Origin of the sequence: Bosea sp. F3-2 (assembly GCF_008253865.1) — a bacterium.
Lineage (GTDB): Bacteria > Pseudomonadota > Alphaproteobacteria > Rhizobiales > Beijerinckiaceae > Allobosea.
In genome coordinates this window covers 2,037,094-2,055,332 of sequence record NZ_CP042331.1, presented here as the reverse complement: position 1 = coordinate 2,055,332, position 18,239 = coordinate 2,037,094, and the positions used below count along the sequence as shown (strand labels likewise).

Annotated in this window: 18 protein-coding genes; 10 read left to right on the top strand and 8 right to left on the bottom strand. The window is 65.7% G+C overall.

Annotation, left to right across the window (positions count from 1 at the left end; genetic code table 11):
* Window positions 1-42: 42 nt before the first annotated feature.
* The 3 genes from FQV39_RS09565 to FQV39_RS09555 all read right to left on the bottom strand — a co-directional run bounded on the left by FQV39_RS09565 (window position 43) and on the right by FQV39_RS09555 (window position 3,691).
* Window positions 43-1,365, bottom strand: a complete 1,323-nt coding sequence (locus tag FQV39_RS09565) for an MFS transporter (protein ID WP_149130076.1) — start codon at window positions 1,363-1,365, stop codon at window positions 43-45.
* Window positions 1,366-1,553: 188 nt separating this feature from the next.
* Window positions 1,554-2,723: a DUF2865 domain-containing protein gene (locus FQV39_RS09560; protein WP_187640227.1), complete on the bottom strand. Its 1,170-nt coding sequence runs from the start codon at window positions 2,721-2,723 to the stop codon at window positions 1,554-1,556.
* Between the two features lie 213 nt (window positions 2,724-2,936).
* Window positions 2,937-3,691, bottom strand: a protein-coding gene (locus FQV39_RS09555) for an IS5 family transposase (RefSeq protein WP_149129826.1) whose coding sequence is annotated in 2 segments (ribosomal slippage) — window positions 2,937-3,358 and window positions 3,358-3,691 — 756 coding nt in all. Because the reading frame shifts where the segments join, the coding sequence is not laid out codon by codon here.
* Window positions 3,692-3,933: 242 nt separating this feature from the next.
* Here FQV39_RS09555 and FQV39_RS09550 point away from each other — a divergent pair.
* Window positions 3,934-4,884, top strand: a complete 951-nt coding sequence (locus FQV39_RS09550) for a phosphoribosylaminoimidazolesuccinocarboxamide synthase (protein ID WP_149130074.1) — start codon at window positions 3,934-3,936, stop codon at window positions 4,882-4,884.
* Window positions 4,885-5,047: 163 nt separating this feature from the next.
* Here FQV39_RS09550 and FQV39_RS09545 read toward each other — a convergent pair whose 3' ends face one another.
* Window positions 5,048-5,545 (bottom strand): MarR family winged helix-turn-helix transcriptional regulator, encoded by a 498-nt coding sequence (locus FQV39_RS09545; RefSeq protein ID WP_149130073.1) that lies wholly within the window; start codon window positions 5,543-5,545, stop codon window positions 5,048-5,050.
* A gap of 19 nt (window positions 5,546-5,564) precedes the next feature.
* Window positions 5,565-6,650: a TRAP transporter substrate-binding protein gene (locus tag FQV39_RS09540; RefSeq protein WP_149130072.1), complete on the bottom strand. Its 1,086-nt coding sequence runs from the start codon at window positions 6,648-6,650 to the stop codon at window positions 5,565-5,567.
* A gap of 62 nt (window positions 6,651-6,712) precedes the next feature.
* Here FQV39_RS09540 and FQV39_RS09535 point away from each other — a divergent pair, with 62 nt between their 5' ends.
* From FQV39_RS09535 to FQV39_RS09525, 3 genes are all read left to right on the top strand, one after another.
* Window positions 6,713-7,723: a fumarylacetoacetate hydrolase family protein gene (locus FQV39_RS09535; protein ID WP_149130071.1), complete on the top strand. Its 1,011-nt coding sequence runs from the start codon at window positions 6,713-6,715 to the stop codon at window positions 7,721-7,723.
* Between the two features lie 8 nt (window positions 7,724-7,731).
* Window positions 7,732-8,310, top strand: a complete 579-nt coding sequence (locus tag FQV39_RS09530; RefSeq protein WP_149130070.1) for a DinB family protein — start codon at window positions 7,732-7,734, stop codon at window positions 8,308-8,310.
* A 94-nt stretch (window positions 8,311-8,404) separates the two neighbouring features.
* Window positions 8,405-8,938, top strand: coding sequence for a hypothetical protein (locus FQV39_RS09525; protein ID WP_149130069.1), 534 nt, complete (start codon window positions 8,405-8,407; stop codon window positions 8,936-8,938).
* On the opposite strand, the gene FQV39_RS09520 is transcribed toward FQV39_RS09525, so the two are convergent.
* On the bottom strand, window positions 8,919-9,473 hold the full coding sequence (locus FQV39_RS09520) for a GNAT family N-acetyltransferase (protein ID WP_149130068.1): 555 nt from the start codon (window positions 9,471-9,473) through the stop codon (window positions 8,919-8,921). The genes FQV39_RS09525 and FQV39_RS09520 overlap by 20 nt on opposite strands.
* Window positions 9,474-9,583: 110 nt before the next feature.
* On the opposite strand from FQV39_RS09520, the gene FQV39_RS09515 reads away from it, so the two are divergent.
* Entirely contained in the window at window positions 9,584-10,099 is a 516-nt protein-coding gene (locus FQV39_RS09515; RefSeq protein WP_149130067.1) for a CreA family protein, read from the top strand.
* Window positions 10,100-10,258: 159 nt separating this feature from the next.
* On the opposite strand, the gene FQV39_RS09510 is transcribed toward FQV39_RS09515, so the two are convergent.
* Window positions 10,259-10,588, bottom strand: coding sequence for a hypothetical protein (locus tag FQV39_RS09510; RefSeq protein ID WP_149130066.1), 330 nt, complete (start codon window positions 10,586-10,588; stop codon window positions 10,259-10,261).
* A gap of 324 nt (window positions 10,589-10,912) precedes the next feature.
* Here FQV39_RS09510 and cysS point away from each other — a divergent pair, with 324 nt between their 5' ends.
* Together cysS and cimA are read left to right on the top strand one after the other, a co-directional pair.
* The gene (cysS, locus tag FQV39_RS09505; RefSeq protein WP_149130065.1) at window positions 10,913-12,373 is read left to right on the top strand and encodes a cysteine--tRNA ligase; all 1,461 of its coding nucleotides are present in this window, start codon (window positions 10,913-10,915) and stop codon (window positions 12,371-12,373) included.
* A 103-nt stretch (window positions 12,374-12,476) separates the two neighbouring features.
* Window positions 12,477-14,075 (top strand): citramalate synthase, encoded by a 1,599-nt coding sequence (cimA, locus tag FQV39_RS09500; RefSeq protein WP_149130064.1) that lies wholly within the window; start codon window positions 12,477-12,479, stop codon window positions 14,073-14,075.
* Window positions 14,076-14,195: 120 nt separating this feature from the next.
* Here the strand turns inward: cimA and FQV39_RS09495 are convergent, their stop codons facing one another.
* Complete coding sequence (locus tag FQV39_RS09495) at window positions 14,196-14,540, bottom strand: hypothetical protein (RefSeq protein ID WP_149130063.1); 345 nt, start codon at window positions 14,538-14,540, stop codon at window positions 14,196-14,198.
* A gap of 172 nt (window positions 14,541-14,712) precedes the next feature.
* Here FQV39_RS09495 and FQV39_RS09490 point away from each other — a divergent pair, with 172 nt between their 5' ends.
* From FQV39_RS09490 to FQV39_RS09480, 3 genes are all read left to right on the top strand, one after another.
* Window positions 14,713-16,626: an ABCB family ABC transporter ATP-binding protein/permease gene (locus FQV39_RS09490; protein WP_149130062.1), complete on the top strand. Its 1,914-nt coding sequence runs from the start codon at window positions 14,713-14,715 to the stop codon at window positions 16,624-16,626.
* Between the two features lie 297 nt (window positions 16,627-16,923).
* Complete coding sequence (locus tag FQV39_RS09485) at window positions 16,924-17,412, top strand: hypothetical protein (protein WP_149130061.1); 489 nt, start codon at window positions 16,924-16,926, stop codon at window positions 17,410-17,412.
* Between the two features lie 211 nt (window positions 17,413-17,623).
* A complete protein-coding gene (locus tag FQV39_RS09480; RefSeq protein WP_149130060.1) occupies window positions 17,624-18,142 on the top strand; it encodes a hypothetical protein in 519 nt (172 codons plus the stop codon).
* The last annotated feature ends 97 nt before the right edge of the window (window positions 18,143-18,239 follow it).

Sequence of the window (18,239 nt, the reverse complement as noted above, 5' to 3'; positions counted from 1 at the left end):
TTCCGGGGCAGACCGTCAGGCCTGCCCCGGAATGACAAGGCCTTACTCGTGCCGGTGCATCGCGGATTCATGCTTGGTGTCGCGCATGGTCGAATAGACCAGGAACGACAGGAAGATGATGCCGGCGAGGTAGTAGTAGAACCACTGCTCATGGCCCTGCTGCTTGAAGAACAGCGCGATGGCCGGCGCCGTGCCGCCGAAGATCGAGACCGTGACGGCATAGGGCACGGCGACGCCGGTGGCGCGGATCGCGGTCGGGAAGAGCTCCGCCTTCACGACTGCATTGATCGAGGTGTAGCCGGCGGTGAAGATCCAGGCGCCGCAGATCAGCAGGAAGGCGATCCAGGGCGATTTCGTGCCGGAAAGCGTCGTCAGGATCGGCACGGTCAGCAGCGAGCCGGCAAGGCCGAAGAACATCAGCATCGGCTTGCGGCCGATCTTGTCGGAGATCAGCCCGTAGATCGGCTGTAGCGCCGCCGCGAAGATCAGCGAGCCGGCGATGACATAGGTCGTCACGATGTCGGACAGGCCGACCGTCTGCTTCACGAAGGTCTGCATGTAGGTGGTGAAGGTGTAGAAGGCGGCTGTGCCGCCGGCGGTGAGGCCGACCACGATCGCGACCTCGCGCGGATAGCGCAGCAGGCCCTTCAACGAGCTCTCGCGCTTCATCGTGCTCTTGGCTGCCTCGAAGGCTTCGGTCTCCTGCATATGCCGCCGCATGAACATCGCGGTTACGGCGAGCAGCGCGCCGATGACGAAGGGGATGCGCCAGCCCCAGGCGACGAGCTGCTCATGCGTCAGGAAAACGTTCTGGAGCAGCAGGAGCACCAGGATCGCGGTGAGCTGGCCGCCGATCAGCGTCACATACTGGAAGCTCGAATAGAAGCCGCGATGCTCGGGATCGGCGATCTCCGTGAGATAGGTCGCGCTCGCGCCATACTCTCCGCCGAGGCTCAGTCCCTCGATGATGCGCGCCAGCGCCAGCAGGGCCGGGGCGGCGAAGCCGATCGTCGCGTAGGTCGGCGTGAATGCGATGAGGAGCGAGCCGAAGCACATCATCAGAACCGACACCATCAGCGATAGCCGCCGCCCGTAGCGGTCCGCCAAATGCCCGAACAGCCAGCCGCCGACCGGCCGCACGATGAAGCCCGCGGCGAACAGCGTCGCTGCGTTGAGCTGCTGCACGACGGGATCATGCGATGGAAAGAAATGCGGAGCGAAATAGAGCGCGAAGGCGGTGTAGGCGTAGAAATCGTACCACTCGACGAGATTGCCAACGGAGCCGATGAAGATCGCCTTAAGGCGTCTCTTGGCGTCGTCGAGCTCGATCGGGTGGGGATGCGGCGTGATGGTCGTATCGGACATGGCGGCCTTCTGGAGCTGGGGAGCGTCAGAAGCGAGCGCGCGACCCCAAAAGGCCGTGGAGGCGGTCTGGCGGCCTCCCGAGGGCGGCTTGGTGGCCCCTTATGCGCTGGTTTTAGCCATGCGTCCAGCGGCCGGCGCGCTGGCTTCGTGCCGGCATCCTTGCGTCAAGTGCATGGAACTTTGTCGGGTCAGGGCCGCACGAGCTGCGGACTCAGATTGGGCGCGAGGTTGGGGGCGACGATCCGAACGGTGCGACGTTCGCCAGTGACGCTACGCGACTCGCTCTTCAGGCCGTCCTTCTTGTCGAGCACCTGTTCGCCGACGATGTCTGGGCCGACGCCGGCCGACTCGGTGCCCGAAGTCGGCGAATTCTCGGACGGCATCGGCTTCTCGTCCGCGGTCTCGGGCGCACCGCCCGGCGTTGCCGGAGCTGGCTGCTGCGCGGTGCCCCGCCGCTTGGCCTCGGCCTTCGGATCGATTTTCGGGCGCGAGAGTTCGGCAGCGCGCTGCTCGGTGAGGATGACGTCGCCTTTGCGCTTGTCGAGCAGGTACTCGGCGTTCTTGAGCGCTGCCGACCAGCTCTCGCCCTGGCCACGGCAGGTGCAGGCTGCATCGAAGCTGCGCGTGTACTTCAGCGCATTCGGCAGGGAGGAATAGGGCTGCCCGGTCGAGCGGGAAGCCGCGTTCTGGACGTCGCCGCCAGCACTCATGCCGTAAGCGAGCGTTTCGGTGCCCGGGCAGAGCGCCTGGCACATCTCGTCGGGATTACCGGTGTTGTTGCTCAGCGGGAAGAAGAAGCCGTCGCAGGTTCTCACGCAGACGGTCTGCGGGCCGCCGAGTCGCGGCTTCGCCGGTTCCGTCGGCTGCTCGGGGTCAAGCTCCGGCAGGGTCGAATCAACCTCGCCGCGGCGCGGCTCGAGCCCGAAGATCGTCTCGAAGAAACCGCGCGGCTGTGCCCGGCAATTGTTGTTGATCGCGGCGGCGAGCTGGGCGCGCCGCTGCTCGACGCCGCCGCCCTGGGCCTGCCGCTGCAGCGCCGCGTATTGCGATTGCAACTGGCCGAGCTGGGCGCGGATCGCGCCGCATTGCGGCGGGCCCGAATCGAAAATGCCGAAGGCACGTTCGCAGCCCATGGCGCGATATTGCTCGGTGAGCTGCGAAAGCTGTGCACCGACGCGCTGGGCCGCCTGCGCCGCGCGGGGATCACCGCCGCTGCGGCCCTGCAGGCCTTCGAGCTCCGAGCGCCAGGCATCGCAGGAGGGCGATTGCGCTGCGGCAGGCCCGCTGAGGGCCGCCAGCGCCAGCAGCGCCATGCCGAAACGTCTGGAAAGTCGCAGGATCATCGCAGGTCGGGTCACGCCATCCATTGTCGAAAGCCGGTTTGCCGGCTCCGTCCAACAACACCCGCCAAACACGACGGAACTATGGAGCGGCCTGCGCCGGGGCGCCGCGGACCTCGCTCCCGCTCAAGGCTTCGCATGCCATATTCGGGCCGTTGCAGCAATCCGCGGAAGCGCGCGCCGTCGCGGTGGTGGAAAACCTACGCTTTCGCTAGGCTCAGGACTCGTTGATCAGAGCCAGAAGATGACGGTAGCGGCGATACAGATTGCCGAGAAGAAGGTGTGGGCGCATCGGTCGTAGCGTGTGGCGATGCGCCGCCAGTCTTTGAGCTTGGCGAAGAGGTTCTCGACCTTGTGGCGCTGGCGATAGAGCGTCTTGTCGTAGGGATAAGGGGTTTTCCGGCTTCTGCTCGATGGAATGCAGGGTTCGATGCCTTTGGCGACCAGCGCCTGGCGGAACGCGGCGCTGTCGTAGCCGCGATCGGCGATGAGGGTTTTGGCTGGCGGCAGGGCCACGAGCACGAGGCTTGCGCCCTTGTGGTCGCTCATCTGGCCTTCCGAGAGCAGCATGATGATCGGGCGGCCGGTATCGTCGCAGACGGTGTGGAGCTTGGAGTTCAGCCCGCCCTTGGTGCGCCCGATACGACGGGGAAGAGCCCCTTTTTGAGCAGGCTCGCCGCCGTGCGGTGCGCCTTCAGATGCGTCGCGTCGATCATGATCCGCTCCGGCTTCGGCCCTTCGCCGGCAAGACCGGCGAAGATGCGGTCGAAGACGCCGAGCCGGCTCCAGCGGATGAAGCGGTTATAGAGCGTCTTGTGCGGGCCATAGTTCTTGGGCGCGTCCTTCCACTGCAGGCCGTTGCGGATGACGTAGACGATGCCGCTCACCACGCGACGATCGTCGACCCGCGGCACGCCATGCGAGAGCGGAAAATGCGGCGATATCCTCGCCATCTGGCGCTCGCTCAGCAAAAACAAATCACCCATCACGGCATCCTCCCAGACACCGTGAATCACAGATCAAACCAATTTAATAGGTCCTGAGCCTAGATCACGCCGCGTTTTGACGGAACCGTCAAAATGCGAAGACCGTGATCGATTCTAAAAGTTTAGAGCATTGCCTTAAGCGAAAAACCGGTACCCACTTTTTCGCGCAATGCTCTAGAAGAGCAGCCTGAACGGCGCTCCGGCGCCTGCCCTCGCGCTCCGTCAAAGAGGCAAGCTCCGCCATGTCCGATTATCTGCCTCTTCACGAAGCCGTCATCCCGGAGCTGCCGAACTACTATCGCGGCAAGGTCCGCGAGAACTACGACCTGCCCGACGGCAAGCGCATCCTGATCTCGACCGACCGGCTCTCCGCCTTCGACCGCGCCATCGCATCGATCCCCCTGAAGGGCCAGGTGCTGACCCAGACGGCGCGCTACTGGTTCGAGCAGACCGCCGACATCTGCCCCAACCATGTCGTCGAATATCCCGATCCCAACGTGGTGGTTGGCGAGCGCCTCGCGATCCTGCCGGTCGAGATCGTCGTGCGCGGCTATCTGGCCGGCACGACCGGCACCTCGATCCTGACGCTCTACAAGCAGGGCCAGCGCGAGATGTACGGCATCACCCTGCCGGACGGCTTGCGCGACAATCAGGAGCTGCCGCAGGCGATCATCACGCCGACGAGCAAGGCCTTCGACGGCGGCCATGACGAACCGCTCTCCGAACGCCAGATCGTCGAGGGCGGTTTGCTGACGCAGAAGCAGTGGGACACCGTCTCGGCTTACGCGCTCGCGCTCTTCGCGCGCGGCCAGAAGCTCGCTCGCGAGCACGGCCTCATCCTCGCCGACACCAAATACGAATTCGGCACCGATGCCGAGGGGCGCATCTTCCTGGCTGACGAGATCCACACGCCGGATTCGAGCCGCTACTGGTTCGCCGAGAGCTATCCGGCCCGCTTCGCCGCCGGCGAGAAGCCCGAATCCTTCGACAAGGATTTCGTGCGCAACTGGGTGGTCGCCCGCTGCGACCCCTACAAGGAAGCGCTGCCGCCGATCCCGCAGGAGCTGATCGACCAGGCCTCGGCGGTTTATGTTCGCGCCTTCGAGACCATCACGGGACAACCCTTCGCCTACCCGCCGAAGGGCGAGGACCCGCTGCCGCGGATCAGGCGCAACCTGGCGCGGTATTTCTAGGAGTTTTTACCAAAGCTCCCGCTCTTGGCGTGTCATCCCGGGCGACCGGAGGGAGACCCGGGATCCATGCCTGAGCCTCAGCCGGCAGCGCTCCGGCATGGATCCCGGATCGGCGCCGCTTCGCGGCTTGTCCGGGATGACGGCAAAAGTGGTGGGCTGGAGACTAGGTTCCGTCCTCGTCGCGATAGCCGCCGGCGAGGTGGCGGCCGCGCTCGGTCAGGATCGACAGCACGCGCTCGAACACTTTGAGCTCGTCGGGGGCGATGTCTTCGACCCAGCGCGCTTCGAAGCCGAGCGCCAGCGGCACGATCTGGTCGTAGATGCGCTTGCCCGCAGCGGTCAGCGTCACGAAGGATTCGCGCCGGTCCTGCCGGTTCTCGGAACGCGAGACGAGGCCGCGCTTCTCCAACTCGCTGACGGCACGCGAGACCTTGGTCTTGTGCATCTGGGCGAGCTCGCCGATGTCGCGCGATGTCAGCTTGCCGAATTCGCCGAGCTGCGCCACCACCCGCCATTCCGGGATGCCGATGCCGAAATGCTCGCCATAGATGCGCCCGAGCGCGCGGCCGCCCAGCGTGCCGACGACGTTGAGGCGATAGGGCAGGAAGCGCTCCAGATGGAGGGCCTTGGTTTCGGGTTCGTTCGTCGGTTTCGTTGACATGGCGATGAAAGGGCGCGCCTCAGCGCGCCTTCAGCCGGTTCATGAACGAATCGTAGGACAGTTCCGCGACCTGCCACCAGAGCAGGTTCTCGCCGCGGAAGGCGACCATCGAATCGTAGCCCTTCTTGAAATCCGGGCTCTTGGCGCCGGTCTCGGCATAATACTCCTCGGCCGCCTTGAGCGCCGCTTCCATCACCGGCAGCGGAAAGCCGCGCAGCTGCGCACCCTGCGCCACCAGCCGGCGCAGGCCGCCGGGGTTCACGAAGTCGTATTTCGCCAGCATCCAGTTATTGGCCGCCTCGCAGGCGTTCTGGACGATGGCCTGGTAGTGCTTCGGCAGCTTGTTCCAGGCATCCTTGCCGATGATCAGGTGCAGCATGGCGCCGCCCTCCCACCAGCCGGGGTAGTAGTAGTATTTCGCGACGCGGATGAAGCCGAGCTTCTCGTCGTCATAGGGGCCGACGAATTCGGCTGCGTCGATGGTGCCGCGCTCCAGCGCCGGATAGACGTCGCCCGGCGCGATCTGCGTCGGCACCACGCCGAGCTTGGCGAGCACGGCGCCGCCCATGCCGCCGATGCGGAATTTCAGGCCCTTGAGGTCCTCGACGCTCTTCAGCTCGTTGCGGAAGAAGCCGCCCATCTGGCAGCCGGAGTTGCCGCACGGGATGGAATAGGCGTTGAAGCGGTCGAGCACGCCGTTCACGATCTGCTCGCCGCCGCCGAAATACCACCAGCTATGCTGCTGGCGGGCGTTGAGGCCGAAGGGAATGCCGGTGCCCAAGCCCAGCGTCGGGTCCTTGCCGATGTAGAAATAGGTCGGCGAGTGCGCGCACTCGACCGTGCCGGAGGAGACCGCGTCGAGCGCCTGCAGGCCGGGGACGATCTCGCCCGGGGCGAAGACCTGGATGTCGAACTTGCCGTCCGTCGCCTCGGATACGTATTTCGAGAACTGTTGCGCCGTGCCGAAGATGGTGTCGAGTGACTTCGGAAAGCTGGAGGTCAGGCGCCATTTCACCTCGGGCTGCGACTGCGCGATCGCAGGCATCGCGACGGTCGTCGCGGCGGCGGCGAGTGCCCCCGTTTTCAAAAAGCTGCGACGTTCCATATGGTCTCCTCCCGAAGGCTCGTTGCGTCCTTATTGGCGCGTCCGGGAAGGAATGAAAAGAGATGAAGCTCGCCTCGCTCGCGCATGGCCGTGATGGCCGCCTTGTCATCGTCTCGCGGGATCTGACCCGAGCGACCGATGCCTTCCCCGTTGTCGCAACGCTCCAGGCGGCGCTGGACGACTGGGAGCGGCTCGCGCCGCGCCTCGCCGACCTCGCCGAGGGCTTGGAGCACGGCTCCGTGCCGTCCTTCCGTTTCCATGAGCATGACTGTGCCGCGCCGCTGCCGCGCGCCTATCAGTGGCTCGACGGCTCGGCCTATGTGAACCATGTCGATCTCGTCCGGAAGGCGCGGGGCGCCACCATGCCGGAAAGCTTCTGGACCGATCCGCTGATGTATCAGGGCGGCAGCGATGCGCCGCTCGGCCCGCGCCGGCCGATTCATGCCCGAAGCGAGGAGGACGGCATCGATTTCGAGGCCGAGATCGCGGTCGTCACCGACGACGTGCCGATGGGAGCAAGCCGGGAGGAAGCACTCGCCCGGATTCGCCTCGTCATGCTCGCAAACGACGTGAGCTTGCGGAATCGGATTCCGAGCGAATTGGCGAAAGGCTTTGGATTCGTTCAGTCAAAGCCATCCTCCGCCTTCTCGCCGGTTGCTGTCACGCCCGATGAACTCGGCTCAGCCTGGCGGGATGGAAAGCTCCATCTGCCGTTGCTGGCGCAAGTCAATGGCAGCCTCTTCGGCAGGCCCGATGCCGGCGCCGACATGACCTTTGATTTCGGCGCGCTCGTTGCCCATGCCGCCGCCACGCGCCGGCTCTCGGCCGGGACGATCATCGGCTCCGGCACGGTCTCGAATCGCGATACTGGCGGTGGCCCCGGCCGGCCGGCGGCGGAGGGCGGCCTCGGCTATGCCTGCATCGCCGAGCAGCGCATGGTCGAGACGATCCTCCAGGGCGAACCGAAGACGCCTTTCCTGCGTTTCGGCGACACGGTCCGCATCGAGATGAAGGACGCCGCCGGGCACTCCATCTTCGGCGCGATCGAACAGGAGATCCTGCCTCATGTCTGAGTCGTGCGATGTCTGAGAGCGCGAGCCGCCGCGGGCCGCTGAGCGCCCATTTCCGCAAGATGGCGCATAACAACGCCTGGGCGAACTGGCGGCTGCTTTCGGCCTGCATGAAGCTCGACGATGCTGCCTTCAAGGCGACGCGCACGAGCTTCTTCCCCTCGCTGCACGAGACGCTGAATCACAACCTGATGGTCGATCTCTACTACATCGACGCGCTCGAGCGCGGTGGGCTCGGGCGGCAGGTGTTCGAGCGCTTCCGGCCCTTCGAAGCGCCGGCGTTGTTCCAGGCACAGAGCGCGGCCGATCGCCGCCTCATCGCCGTCTGCGACGGGCTGTCGGACAACGCACTCAATGCGACCGTCACCACGGATCGCGGCGAACACGGCGCGATCGAGGAGCGGATCGACGATCTGCTGGCGCATCTCTTCCAGCACCAGATCCACCATCGCGGCCAGGCCCATGCGATGCTGGCGGGGACCGATATCGCGCCCCCGCAGCTCGACGAGTATTTCCTGCTCTACGATTCGCAGCAGACGCGCGTCGAACTGCGCCGCCTCGATTTGCTGCCGCCGGAAGAGCTGCTTTGAGCATCGAAGGCGGGGTTGCCGTGCTTGGCGGCGGCCCGCGCGCCGGATAACCTGACCCCGAAGCGCCGATGCCTGCCGTGAGAAACGAGCCGCCATGACCGAGACCGTGCCGTTCTATTCGACCATCGTCCCGCTCGCCTTCTTCGTCTGGGGGCCCGTGCTGGTGGTGGTGCTGTTCTGGGCGGTCGGCTTCTGGTCGAGCCGGCAGGGCGTGCCGCGCATGCTGGAGAGCGACTGGGACGGCTACAACGTCGCCGATGTCGAGAAGCTGTTCTCGCTCTATGGCGAGCAGACGCGGGCACGCTATCGCAACCGCGTGCTGCCGGCCGACATCGCCTGCGCCTTCACCTATGCGATCGTCGGCGCTCTGCTGATCGCCGGCCTCGCCATGCGCGGCCAGCCCTGGTGGGTGGCGGCGCTCTGTGGCGGCGGCTGGTTTCTGGGCGGGCTCTGCGATGTCGCCGAGAATTTCGCCGTGGCGCGCCTGCTCGATCGTTATCCGCAGGTCGATGGCGGCAATGTCACCTTCGCCAGCGCGATGACGCGGCTGAAGCTCGTTCTCTTCGCGCTCGGCGTCATCGGCGCGCTCGCTGCGGCCTATCTCGTCTTCAAGCCTCTGGCTGCGTGAGACTGAGCCAGGCGCTGCGGGTAAGCAGAAGGCGTGCCGCCGGCACCTGCGGCTCGCCGATCAGAATGTCCGGGTCGGTCGGCGCGGCCTCGAAGCCGAGCCGCTCCGCCAGTCGCAGCGAGGCGAGGTTGAGCGGGTGGGTCGTGACGCCGATCTGCGGGAAGCCGAGCGTGCTGAAGGCGTGGCCCAACAGGCGGGTGCACGCCTCGCGAGCATAACCCTTGCCCCAGCGCTGCACTTCGAAACGATAGCTCAGCTGGATGTCGTCGAGGGCGCCGCCGTCAGGGATCAGGCCGACATAGCCGGTGAACTCTGCCGGCTCGGCCTTGGCGAAGACCGACCAATAGCCGAGCCCGCGCCCGATATGGCTGAAGCTGCGTGCAGCGACGGCATCCCGTCTCATCGCCGGATCATCGACCGCCGCGATATGGCGCATCACCTGCGGATCGGCATTCATCCGCACGACGGCGTCGAGATCGGCGAGCTGTCGCGGCCGCAGCAGCAGTCTCGCGCTCTCCAGTTCCGGCAGGGCCATCCGATCCTCGCTCGCGCAATCGCTGGTGCACTGCAAAAACTCTGGTGCAACGGTTTCCCGCTTCCCATATCGTGCCGGGCGCCGAGCTGAAATGCGCCGGGAGAATGAGAATGCTGCTTCGCCGTTGGGTTCTGGCTGCGCTGGCCGTCACCCTGTCAGGAGTTCTGTTGTCGCCGGCTACGGCACAAGAGGATCTGATCTTCCGCAAGTCGACCGTCTGGAAGATGCTGACCCCCAACGACAAGCTTGCCGTTTACGGCGTCGACGATCCGATCGTGGAAGGCGTCGCCTGCCACTACACCGTGCCCGAGAAGGGCGGCGTCTCCGGCATGTTCGGCGTGGCCGAGGAGGTTTCCGAGGTTTCGCTCGCCTGCCGGCAGATTGGCCCGATCAAGTTCAAGGAGAAGGCGGAGCAGGGCGATGTCGTCTTCCGCGAACGCCGCTCGCTGGTCTGGAAGAAGATGCAGATCGTGCGCGGCTGCGACGCCAAGCGCAACGTGCTGGTCTATCTGGTCTATACTGACAAGCTGATCGACGGCTCGCCGCAGAACTCGACCTCGACCGTGCCGATCATGCCTTGGGGGACATCTGGCGAGCCGCCGAAATGTTCCGAGTGGATTCGGTAGTGCCCTGATCGCAGAAGCCGTCATTGCGAGGAGCGAAGCGACGAAGCAATCCAGGGGGACTGGGTGAGACGTTCAGCCCGGTCCCCCTGGATTGCTTCGCCGCGCTCTCGATGACGGCGGAGGCGGCTCCTCAGGATGAGGGCTCAGGATCCGGAGCTTTCAATCGCTGCAGGTGATGCTGAGCGGCTGCTCGGCCAGCTGGGCCGGGCTCGGCCGGGCGACCGTGCCGGTGAAATCCTCGCGATTGGCGACGCCGAAGGCGACGGCCTTGCCGAAGCCCTGCGACTCGCACCAGGCATTGGCGACGATCTTGCCGCATTCGGCCTTCGAGGAAATGCAGTCGGCGACGCCATAGCCGTCGCTGGCCGGGATCAGGAAGGTGCGGGGTTCGTTCGCGGCTGCGACCGAACGACTGGTCGGCATGATCGACAGCGAAATGCCGGCGGCGGCGATCCCGAGCAGTCCGACGAAAGCCACGGCGCGGCGCATGAAATCTGATTCCTGATGAAGGCGGGCGAGCAACCCGTGAATCGGGAGGATGGTTCCGGCCGGTTAAATTTGAGTGAATTGCGGCCGAATTGTTGCGATGCAACAAACAGGGCGCCCTCTTGACGCAAGCCCTGTGGACAGGCAATCACTTTCCGCCATGACGCGAGCCGCCATCAACAGCCGGATTTGCATTATTTGCCGCTAGCATTCGCTGGCCGGCTGCTCACGTCCTCGTCCTGAAAACGAACCGACAAAAGCGCCCCGGCCAGCGGCCAGGTCGTTTTTCGTATTCCGCCGTTTCGTTCGTTCCAGGATTTAGCCCCGATGTCGCCGACCCTGAGGCTCTACAACACGCTGTCGCGGACGAAGCAGGACTTCGCGCCGATCGATCCGTCGAACGTGCGCATGTATGTCTGCGGCCCGACGGTTTACGACTACGCCCATATCGGCAATGCCCGCCCGGTCATCGTCTTCGACGTGCTCTACCGGCTGCTGCGCCACATCTATGGCACTGAGCATGTCACCTATGCCCGCAACCTCACGGACGTCGACGACAAGATCAACGCCCGCGCGGCGCGCGACTTCCCCGGCCTGTCGCTGAACGAGGCGATCGCCAAGGTCACTGAGACCACGACCGCGCAGTTCCACCACGACGTCGATGCGCTTGCCTGCTTGCGGCCGACGACGGAGCCGCGTGCGACCGAGCACATCGAGGAGATGAAGGCGATCATCGAGCGCCTGATTGCGCGCGGCGTTGCCTATGTCGCCGAGGAGCATGTGCTCTTCCATGTCCCGGCCGTCGCCCATCTCGCCAAGGCGCCGAAATACGGCACGCTCGCCCGCCGCTCGCTTGACGAGATGCTGGCCGGCGCCCGCGTCGATGTCGCGCCCTTCAAGCGCGATCCGATGGATTTCGTGCTGTGGAAGCCGAGCCGCGAAGGCATCGATCCCGGCTGGCTGTCGCCGGCTGGAATCGCCACGCCCGGCCGCCCCGGCTGGCACATCGAATGCTCGGCCATGTCGATGGCGAAGCTGCTCTCGCCCTTCGGCGGCGGCCTTGCCTGCGACGATCCGGCCAAGAACGTCTTCGACATCCATGGCGGCGGCATCGATCTCGTCTTCCCGCACCACGAGAACGAGATCGCCCAGTCCTGCTGCGCTTTCGGCGGCGGGGAGGGCGCGCCGACCATGGCCAACATCTGGATGCACAACGGCTTCCTGCAGGTCGAGGGCGAGAAGATGTCGAAATCGCTCGGCAACTTCGTCACGATCCATGAGCTCCTGGCGACGGAGACCTTTGGCGGCCGCAAATGGCCGGGCGAGGTGCTGCGGCTCGCGATGCTGAAGACGCATTACCGCCAGCCGATCGACTGGACGGTGAAGGCGCTGGAGGAGGCGGAGAAGACGCTGCAGGACTGGGCGGAGGCGGCGCAAGGCGCGAAGGTGTCCGAACCTTCCGCCGAGTTGCTCGATGCGCTCGCGGACGATCTCAACACCGCCCGCGCGCTGGCCGAGTTCCACGCCCTGCGCAGGTCCGGCGACTTGCCGGCGCTGCTGGCCGGCCTTGACCTGCTCGGCATCACGTTGCCGGAGGTTGCCGCTCCTGCTGTTATCGCTCCGGAGGTCGAGAGTTTGATCGCCGCCCGCCTCGATGCCCGCAGGGCGAAAAACTTCGCCGAGTCCGATCGCATCCGTGACGAGCTCGCGGCCATGGGCATCGCGCTCAAGGATGGCAAGGATCCGGCCACCGGCGAGCCGACGACCAGCTGGGAGGTGAAGCGATGAGCCCGAAGATCCGCCCCGCCGGCTCGCTCTCCTTCGCCATCAAGCTGGTCATGCTGGCGATGGTCGTGCCGCGTGTCGTCCGCTTCAAGCTGAGGCGGGAGCGATGAGCGCGGCCCGCGTCTATCTCTTCGACACGACGTTGCGCGACGGGGCCCAGACCACCGGCGTCGACTTCTCGCTCGACGACAAGCGCGCCGTCGCCGCCCTGCTTGACCGGCTTGGCGTCGATTATGTCGAGGGCGGCTATCCCGGCGCCAACCCGCTCGACACGGCGTTCTTCGAGGAGAAGCCGACGAAGCAGGCGAAGTTCGCGGCCTTCGGCATGACCAAGCGGGCAGGTCGCTCGGCTGCGAACGACCCCGGCATTGCCGCGCTGCTGGAGGCGAAGGCCGATGCCATCGTCTTCGTCGCCAAAGCTTGGGACTACCATGTCCATGTCGCGCTCGAGATTTCGCTGGAGGATAACCTTGCGGGCATCCGCGAGAGCGTCGAGGCGGCGAAGGCCGCCGGCCGCGAGGTGATGCTCGACTGCGAGCATTTTTTCGACGGATACAAGGCCAATCCGGACTATGCGCTCGCCTGCGCCCGCACCGCCTATGAGGCGGGCGCCCGCTGGGTCGTCCTCTGCGACACCAATGGCGGCACGCTGCCCGACGAGATCGGCGCGATCGTTCGCGAGGTCGCCAAGGTCGTTCCGGGCGACCATCTCGGCATCCACGCCCATGACGATTGCGGCTGCGCCGTCGCCAACTCGCTCGCGGCGGTCGAAGCCGGCGCGCGCCAGATCCAGGGCACGCTGAACGGGCTGGGCGAGCGCTGCGGCAACGCCAATCTCGTCACGCTGATCGGCGCGCTCAAGCTCAAGGAGCGCTATCGCGAGCGGTTCGTGCTGGGGATCAGCGAGGACCAGCTCGCCGAGTTGACCCATGTCTCGCGCGCCCTTGACGAGATGCTGAACCGGGCGCCGAACCGGCATGCGCCCTTCGTCGGCGCCTCGGCCTTCGCGACCAAGGCGGGTATTCACGCCTCGGCCGTGCTGAAGGATCCGCGTACCTACGAGCACGTCGCGCCTGAGGCGACCGGCAATACCCGCAAGGTCCTGATCTCCGACCAAGGCGGCAAGTCGAACCTCGTGGCCGAACTGGAGCGCATCGGCGTCACGCTCGGCCGCGATGACCCGCGGCTCAACCGCGTGCTGCAGGAGGTCAAGGACAAGGAAGCGCAGGGCTACGCCTTCGAAGGCGCCGACGCCTCCTTCTTCCTGCTGGTGAAGCGCATCCTCGGCGAGGTGCCGGACTATTTCGCGGTCGAGCGCTTCGCCGTGAATGTCGAGCGCCGCTACAACGCGCTGGGTGAGCTCGTCACCTTCTCCGAGGCGATCGTGAAGGTGAAGGTCGGCGATGACCTGCTGATCTCGGCCGCCGAAGGCGATGCCGGCCCGGTCAACGCACTCGACATCGCGCTGCGCAAGGATCTCGGCCGCTACCAGTCGCTGATCGAGGGCCTGCGCCTGGTCGACTACAAGGTACGCGTCTTCCAGGGCGGCACTGATGCCGTGACACGCGTGCTGATCGAATCGGGCGACGAGACGGGCGAGCGCTGGACCACGGTCGGCGTCAGCGCCAACATCATCGACGCCTCGTTCCAGGCGCTGGTCGACTCGATCACCTACAAGCTGGTGAAGGCCGGCGCGACGGCGTGAGCTCACGCGTCATGCTCGGGCTTGACCCGAGCATCTCTTGCAGGAAGGCTTTTGGGCCTTGCTATCCTGAGATTCTCGGGTCTGCGCTTCGCTCCGCCCGAGAATGACGTCCCTGGGACCTCACTCCGTCAGTCGGATCACGCGATCCCGGCACAGATCCATGCTGTCGGAATCGCTCTCGCTGTCGTCGCCGAACTTGGCCAGCACGAAATAATTGCAGCCCTGCGGCTTGTTGAGCTTGAGCGCGACGCTCTTGCCGGGCGCCAGCGGCTTAGCGAGCTTGGCGACGAGGCGGGACTGTTCCCCGGCGGTCGCGATCTCGAAACTGTTCAGCGGAACGCTGCGCTGGTTGGTGATGGTGATCTGCGCATGCGGCTTGCCGGACTGCGCGGCGGAGGGCAGCGCCGTCAGCGCGAGAGCGGCGGCGGCACCGAGCCCCATGGCGACAAGATACTGATCTCTCATGGTTGTTTCTGTCCCCGATCCTGAGCGTCCTTGCTCTGACCGGATCAGACACCGGGCTTTCGGCGAGAGCAAGGCAGCTTTCGGGCGAGACCGGCGCAGCTTTCGGTGCGATCCCGCATGCATCGGTGCGCGATTGCGTCTATACGGGCACGCCAACTGGAATCGTTTGAAAATGTCCGCGCCGTCAGCGCCGCCTTCGGCGTCGAGCTTCTCCCGCTCCGCCGCCATCCAGCCGGGTTCCGGCTTCTTCGCCACCTTCCGCGCGCTCTGGCCCTATCTCTGGCCAAGCGAGCGCGCCGATCTGCGCAGGCGAGTCGTGGCGGCCTTCGCGTTGATGGTGGCCGGGCGGCTCGTGCTGATGGGCGTGCCCTTCACCTTCAAATGGGTGACCGACGCGCTCGCCGGCACTTATTCGAACCTTGAGAGCTGGCTGCCCTGGCTGGTCGGCGCCCCGCTGGCGCTGACCGTGCTCTATGGCCTCGCCCGCGTCGGCTCGGCCGCCTTCGTGCAACTGCGGGATGCCATCTTCGCGCCGGTCTTCATGCATGCGGTGCGCACGCTCGCCCTGCAGACCTTCGGCCACCTGCACCACCTCTCGCTGCGCTTCCATCTCGAACGCAAGACCGGTGGTCTCACTCGCGTGCTGGAGCGCGGCCGCAATGGCATCGAGGAGATGGTCCGCCTCGGCCTCAACCAGCTCGTGCCGGTGATCATCGAGGTCGCGCTGATCATCGCCGTGCTGCTCTATTTGTTCGACTGGCGCTACGTCGTCGTGCTGGTGGCGATGGTCACGGCCTACATGACCTACACCATCAAGGCGACGGAGTGGCGCATCGCCATCCGTTCGGCGATGAACGAGTCGGATACCGACGCCAATGCGAAGGCGATCGACTCGCTGCTCAACTACGAGACGGTGAAGTATTTCGGTGCCGAGGCGCGCGAGACCGCCCGCTACGACCAGTCGATGGCGCGCTATGAGCGCAACTCGATCAAGTCCTACACCTCGCTCGCCTGGCTGAACTTCGGGCAGGCTGCGATCTTCGCGGTGGGGCTGACGCTGTCGATGGTGATGGCGGTGCGCGGCTTCCAGGCCGGCACCAACACGGTCGGCGATCTCATCCTGATCAACTCCATGCTGATCCAGCTTTATCTGCCACTGAACTTCATGGGCACGGTCTATCGCGAGATCAAGCAGGCGACGCTCGACATCGCCCAGATGTTCTCGCTGATTGGCCGCGATCCGGAGATCCAGGACAAGCCCGGTGCGAAGCCGCTGCAGGTCCCGGCCGGGGAGGTCTCCTTCGAGAACGTGCAGTTTGCCTATGTGCCCGAGCGGCCGATCCTGCGCGGCGTCTCCTTCAAGGTCTCCCCCGGCCGCACCGTCGCCATCGTCGGCCCCTCCGGTGCCGGCAAGTCGACGATCTCGCGTCTGCTCTTCCGCTTCTACGAGCCCCAGGGCGGCCGCATCCTCATCGACGGCCAGCCCATCGCGGATATCCAACAGGTATCCTTGCGCGCCGCTATCGGCATGGTCCCGCAGGACACCGTGCTGTTCAACGACACCATCGAATACAACATCCTCTATGGCCGCCCAGAAGCAACGCTGCCGGAGGTCGAGGAAGCCGCGCGGCTCGCCCAGATCGACCGCTTCATCCGCACCCTGCCGGAAGGCTATGCCACCTCGGTCGGCGAGCGCGGCCTGAAGCTCTCCGGCGGCGAGAAGCAGCGCGTCGCCATCGCCCGGACCATCCTGAAGGGGCCGCCGATTCTGGTCCTCGACGAGGCGACCTCGGCGCTCGATTCCTTCACCGAGAAGGAGATCCAGGACGCGCTCGACCGGGTGAGCGAGGGCCGCACCACGCTGGTCATCGCGCATCGGCTTTCCACCGTTGTCAACGCCGACGAGATCATCGTGCTCGACAAGGGCGTCATCGTCGAACGCGGCCATCATCGCGACCTGCTCGCAGCGGACGGGGTCTACGCCGCGATGTGGAACCGCCAGCGCGAGGTCGACGAGGCCAAGGCCACGCTCCAGCGGGCGACCGAGGCGGAAGGCGAGAGCGTTCGGGTCAGCCTGTCCTCGTAAGATCGCGCCGTCATGCTCGGGCCCCGACCCGAGCATCTCTCCCCCGGTTTTCGTCATTCCGGGCGACCGGAGGGAGACCCGGAATCCATCGTAGAGTGTTGCGTCTTCCGATGGGCTCCGGATCGGCGCCGCTTCGCGGCTTGTCCGGATGACGCTGCTTCGTGTCACGAGATTCTCGGGTCTGCGCTTCGCTTCGCCCGAGAATGACGCGCGCAGTCATTTTAAAACCGCTCGCAACTTCGGCGTGTTTCCTGCATGCTCCGGCCGCAGGGCAAAGGCACTGGGGGAGCGGCTGCCATGTTCGATCCGACGACATTCGTAGGTTTTCATACCTGGCTCAGCCTGATCGCGATCGTGGCCGGGTTTCCGGTTGCGGCGGGGTTGCTCCACGGACATACGCGGCCGGGTTGGACCGGGGTGTTTCTGTCGACCGCCTTTGCCACCAGCGCGACCGGCTTCGGCTTCCCGTTCACCGGCGTCCTGCCGTCCCACATCATCGGGGCGATCCACATCGTGCTGGTCGTGATCGCGGCCTTCGCGCTGTATGGCCGGAGGCTGGAGGGAGGCTGGCGTCGCACTTACGCGATCACTGCGATGCTGTCGTTCTACTTGCTGGTCTTCGTCCTGGTGGCGCAGATGTTCGGCAAGATTCCGGCCCTGCGGGCGTTGGCCCCGACACAGTCGGAGCCGCCCTTCGCGATCGCCGAGACGTTCGTGCTGTTTACCTTCGGCTTCCTGACCTGGAAGGCGGCGGTGCGCTTCGTCCAGATGCCGAGGCTCATCTAGGGCGAGACGCCGCCGCTCTGGAGGTTCAGTGCCCGCCAATGATCGGCAGGGTCGCGCCGGTGACGGGCCGCGCCCGCACCTGCCTTGGATGCATGGCGACACCGATCCCACCTTGAGCTCGGCCCAGGCAGGTCATAGGCATGACGTAACGACTCCAGCTGATGCGGTGGACGAGATGTGGAAGCGCCTGCGCCTCTTGGAGACGCTTCTGGTGGGCTGGCTTGTGGCCTGCCTCGCTGTCGGCTCGCTTGGCGCCAAGCCGACGCAGGGCTGGTCGCTCTGGGTCCTGCAACCGAGCCGCCCCGGCCTCCTGACGGATTGCGCTATGCCGAGAGGGCTGGCATGGCCGCTGCCCGCTGCCCTGACGCCTCCCCATGCGCCCCTGCGGCTCGATGAGGCTTTGACGGTCCGGTGGCAGGGTGGGCAACTCGTGCAATCGGGGGAGCGGGACGCGTCAGGCCTACCGCAGGAGAGGGCCTGGCACCCGTTCGATTCCTGCTTTGTACTGAGCGTAGCCGGTGTGGTGGTGGCCGCCGGCGGCGTCGTTCCGCGGGTTTCGGCCCGGCTGCTCAGGTCGGATACGCTGGTGATTCAGGACGACAAGCCCGGCCGGCCGCTTGCCTTCACGCTGCTGCCGGCCTTTCCGGCCGAGCTCGAGCAGCCGGTCCCCCCGGAATGGCGGGCCGCGTTGACGCCGTTCAGCAAGCCGCCGGGAGCTCAGCCGCGATGAGGTCGGCATCGGCCCAGGCTGGGCCTGTGCCTGGGAGCGTTGCTGTCGGCGGCCCTGATCCCGCTGAACGATGATCGGTTGTTTGGCTCACCCCCGC

Coding starts and splice junctions, on each gene's coding strand:
- FQV39_RS09565 (WP_149130076.1), bottom strand. CDS start 1,365: ATGTCCGATACGACCATCACGCCGCATCCCCACCCGATCGAGCTCGAC.
- FQV39_RS09540 (WP_149130072.1), bottom strand. CDS start 6,650: ATGGAACGTCGCAGCTTTTTGAAAACGGGGGCACTCGCCGCCGCCGCG.
- FQV39_RS09545 (WP_149130073.1), bottom strand. CDS start 5,545: ATGTCAACGAAACCGACGAACGAACCCGAAACCAAGGCCCTCCATCTG.
- FQV39_RS09485 (WP_149130061.1), top strand. CDS start 16,924: ATGTTCGATCCGACGACATTCGTAGGTTTTCATACCTGGCTCAGCCTG.
- cysS (WP_149130065.1), top strand. CDS start 10,913: ATGTCGCCGACCCTGAGGCTCTACAACACGCTGTCGCGGACGAAGCAG.
- FQV39_RS09490 (WP_149130062.1), top strand. CDS start 14,713: ATGTCCGCGCCGTCAGCGCCGCCTTCGGCGTCGAGCTTCTCCCGCTCC.
- FQV39_RS09510 (WP_149130066.1), bottom strand. CDS start 10,588: ATGCGCCGCGCCGTGGCTTTCGTCGGACTGCTCGGGATCGCCGCCGCC.
- FQV39_RS09495 (WP_149130063.1), bottom strand. CDS start 14,540: ATGAGAGATCAGTATCTTGTCGCCATGGGGCTCGGTGCCGCCGCCGCT.
- FQV39_RS09520 (WP_149130068.1), bottom strand. CDS start 9,473: ATGGCCCTGCCGGAACTGGAGAGCGCGAGACTGCTGCTGCGGCCGCGA.
- FQV39_RS09535 (WP_149130071.1), top strand. CDS start 6,713: ATGAAGCTCGCCTCGCTCGCGCATGGCCGTGATGGCCGCCTTGTCATC.
- cimA (WP_149130064.1), top strand. CDS start 12,477: ATGAGCGCGGCCCGCGTCTATCTCTTCGACACGACGTTGCGCGACGGG.
- FQV39_RS09550 (WP_149130074.1), top strand. CDS start 3,934: ATGTCCGATTATCTGCCTCTTCACGAAGCCGTCATCCCGGAGCTGCCG.
- FQV39_RS09525 (WP_149130069.1), top strand. CDS start 8,405: ATGACCGAGACCGTGCCGTTCTATTCGACCATCGTCCCGCTCGCCTTC.
- FQV39_RS09530 (WP_149130070.1), top strand. CDS start 7,732: ATGTCTGAGAGCGCGAGCCGCCGCGGGCCGCTGAGCGCCCATTTCCGC.
- FQV39_RS09515 (WP_149130067.1), top strand. CDS start 9,584: ATGCTGCTTCGCCGTTGGGTTCTGGCTGCGCTGGCCGTCACCCTGTCA.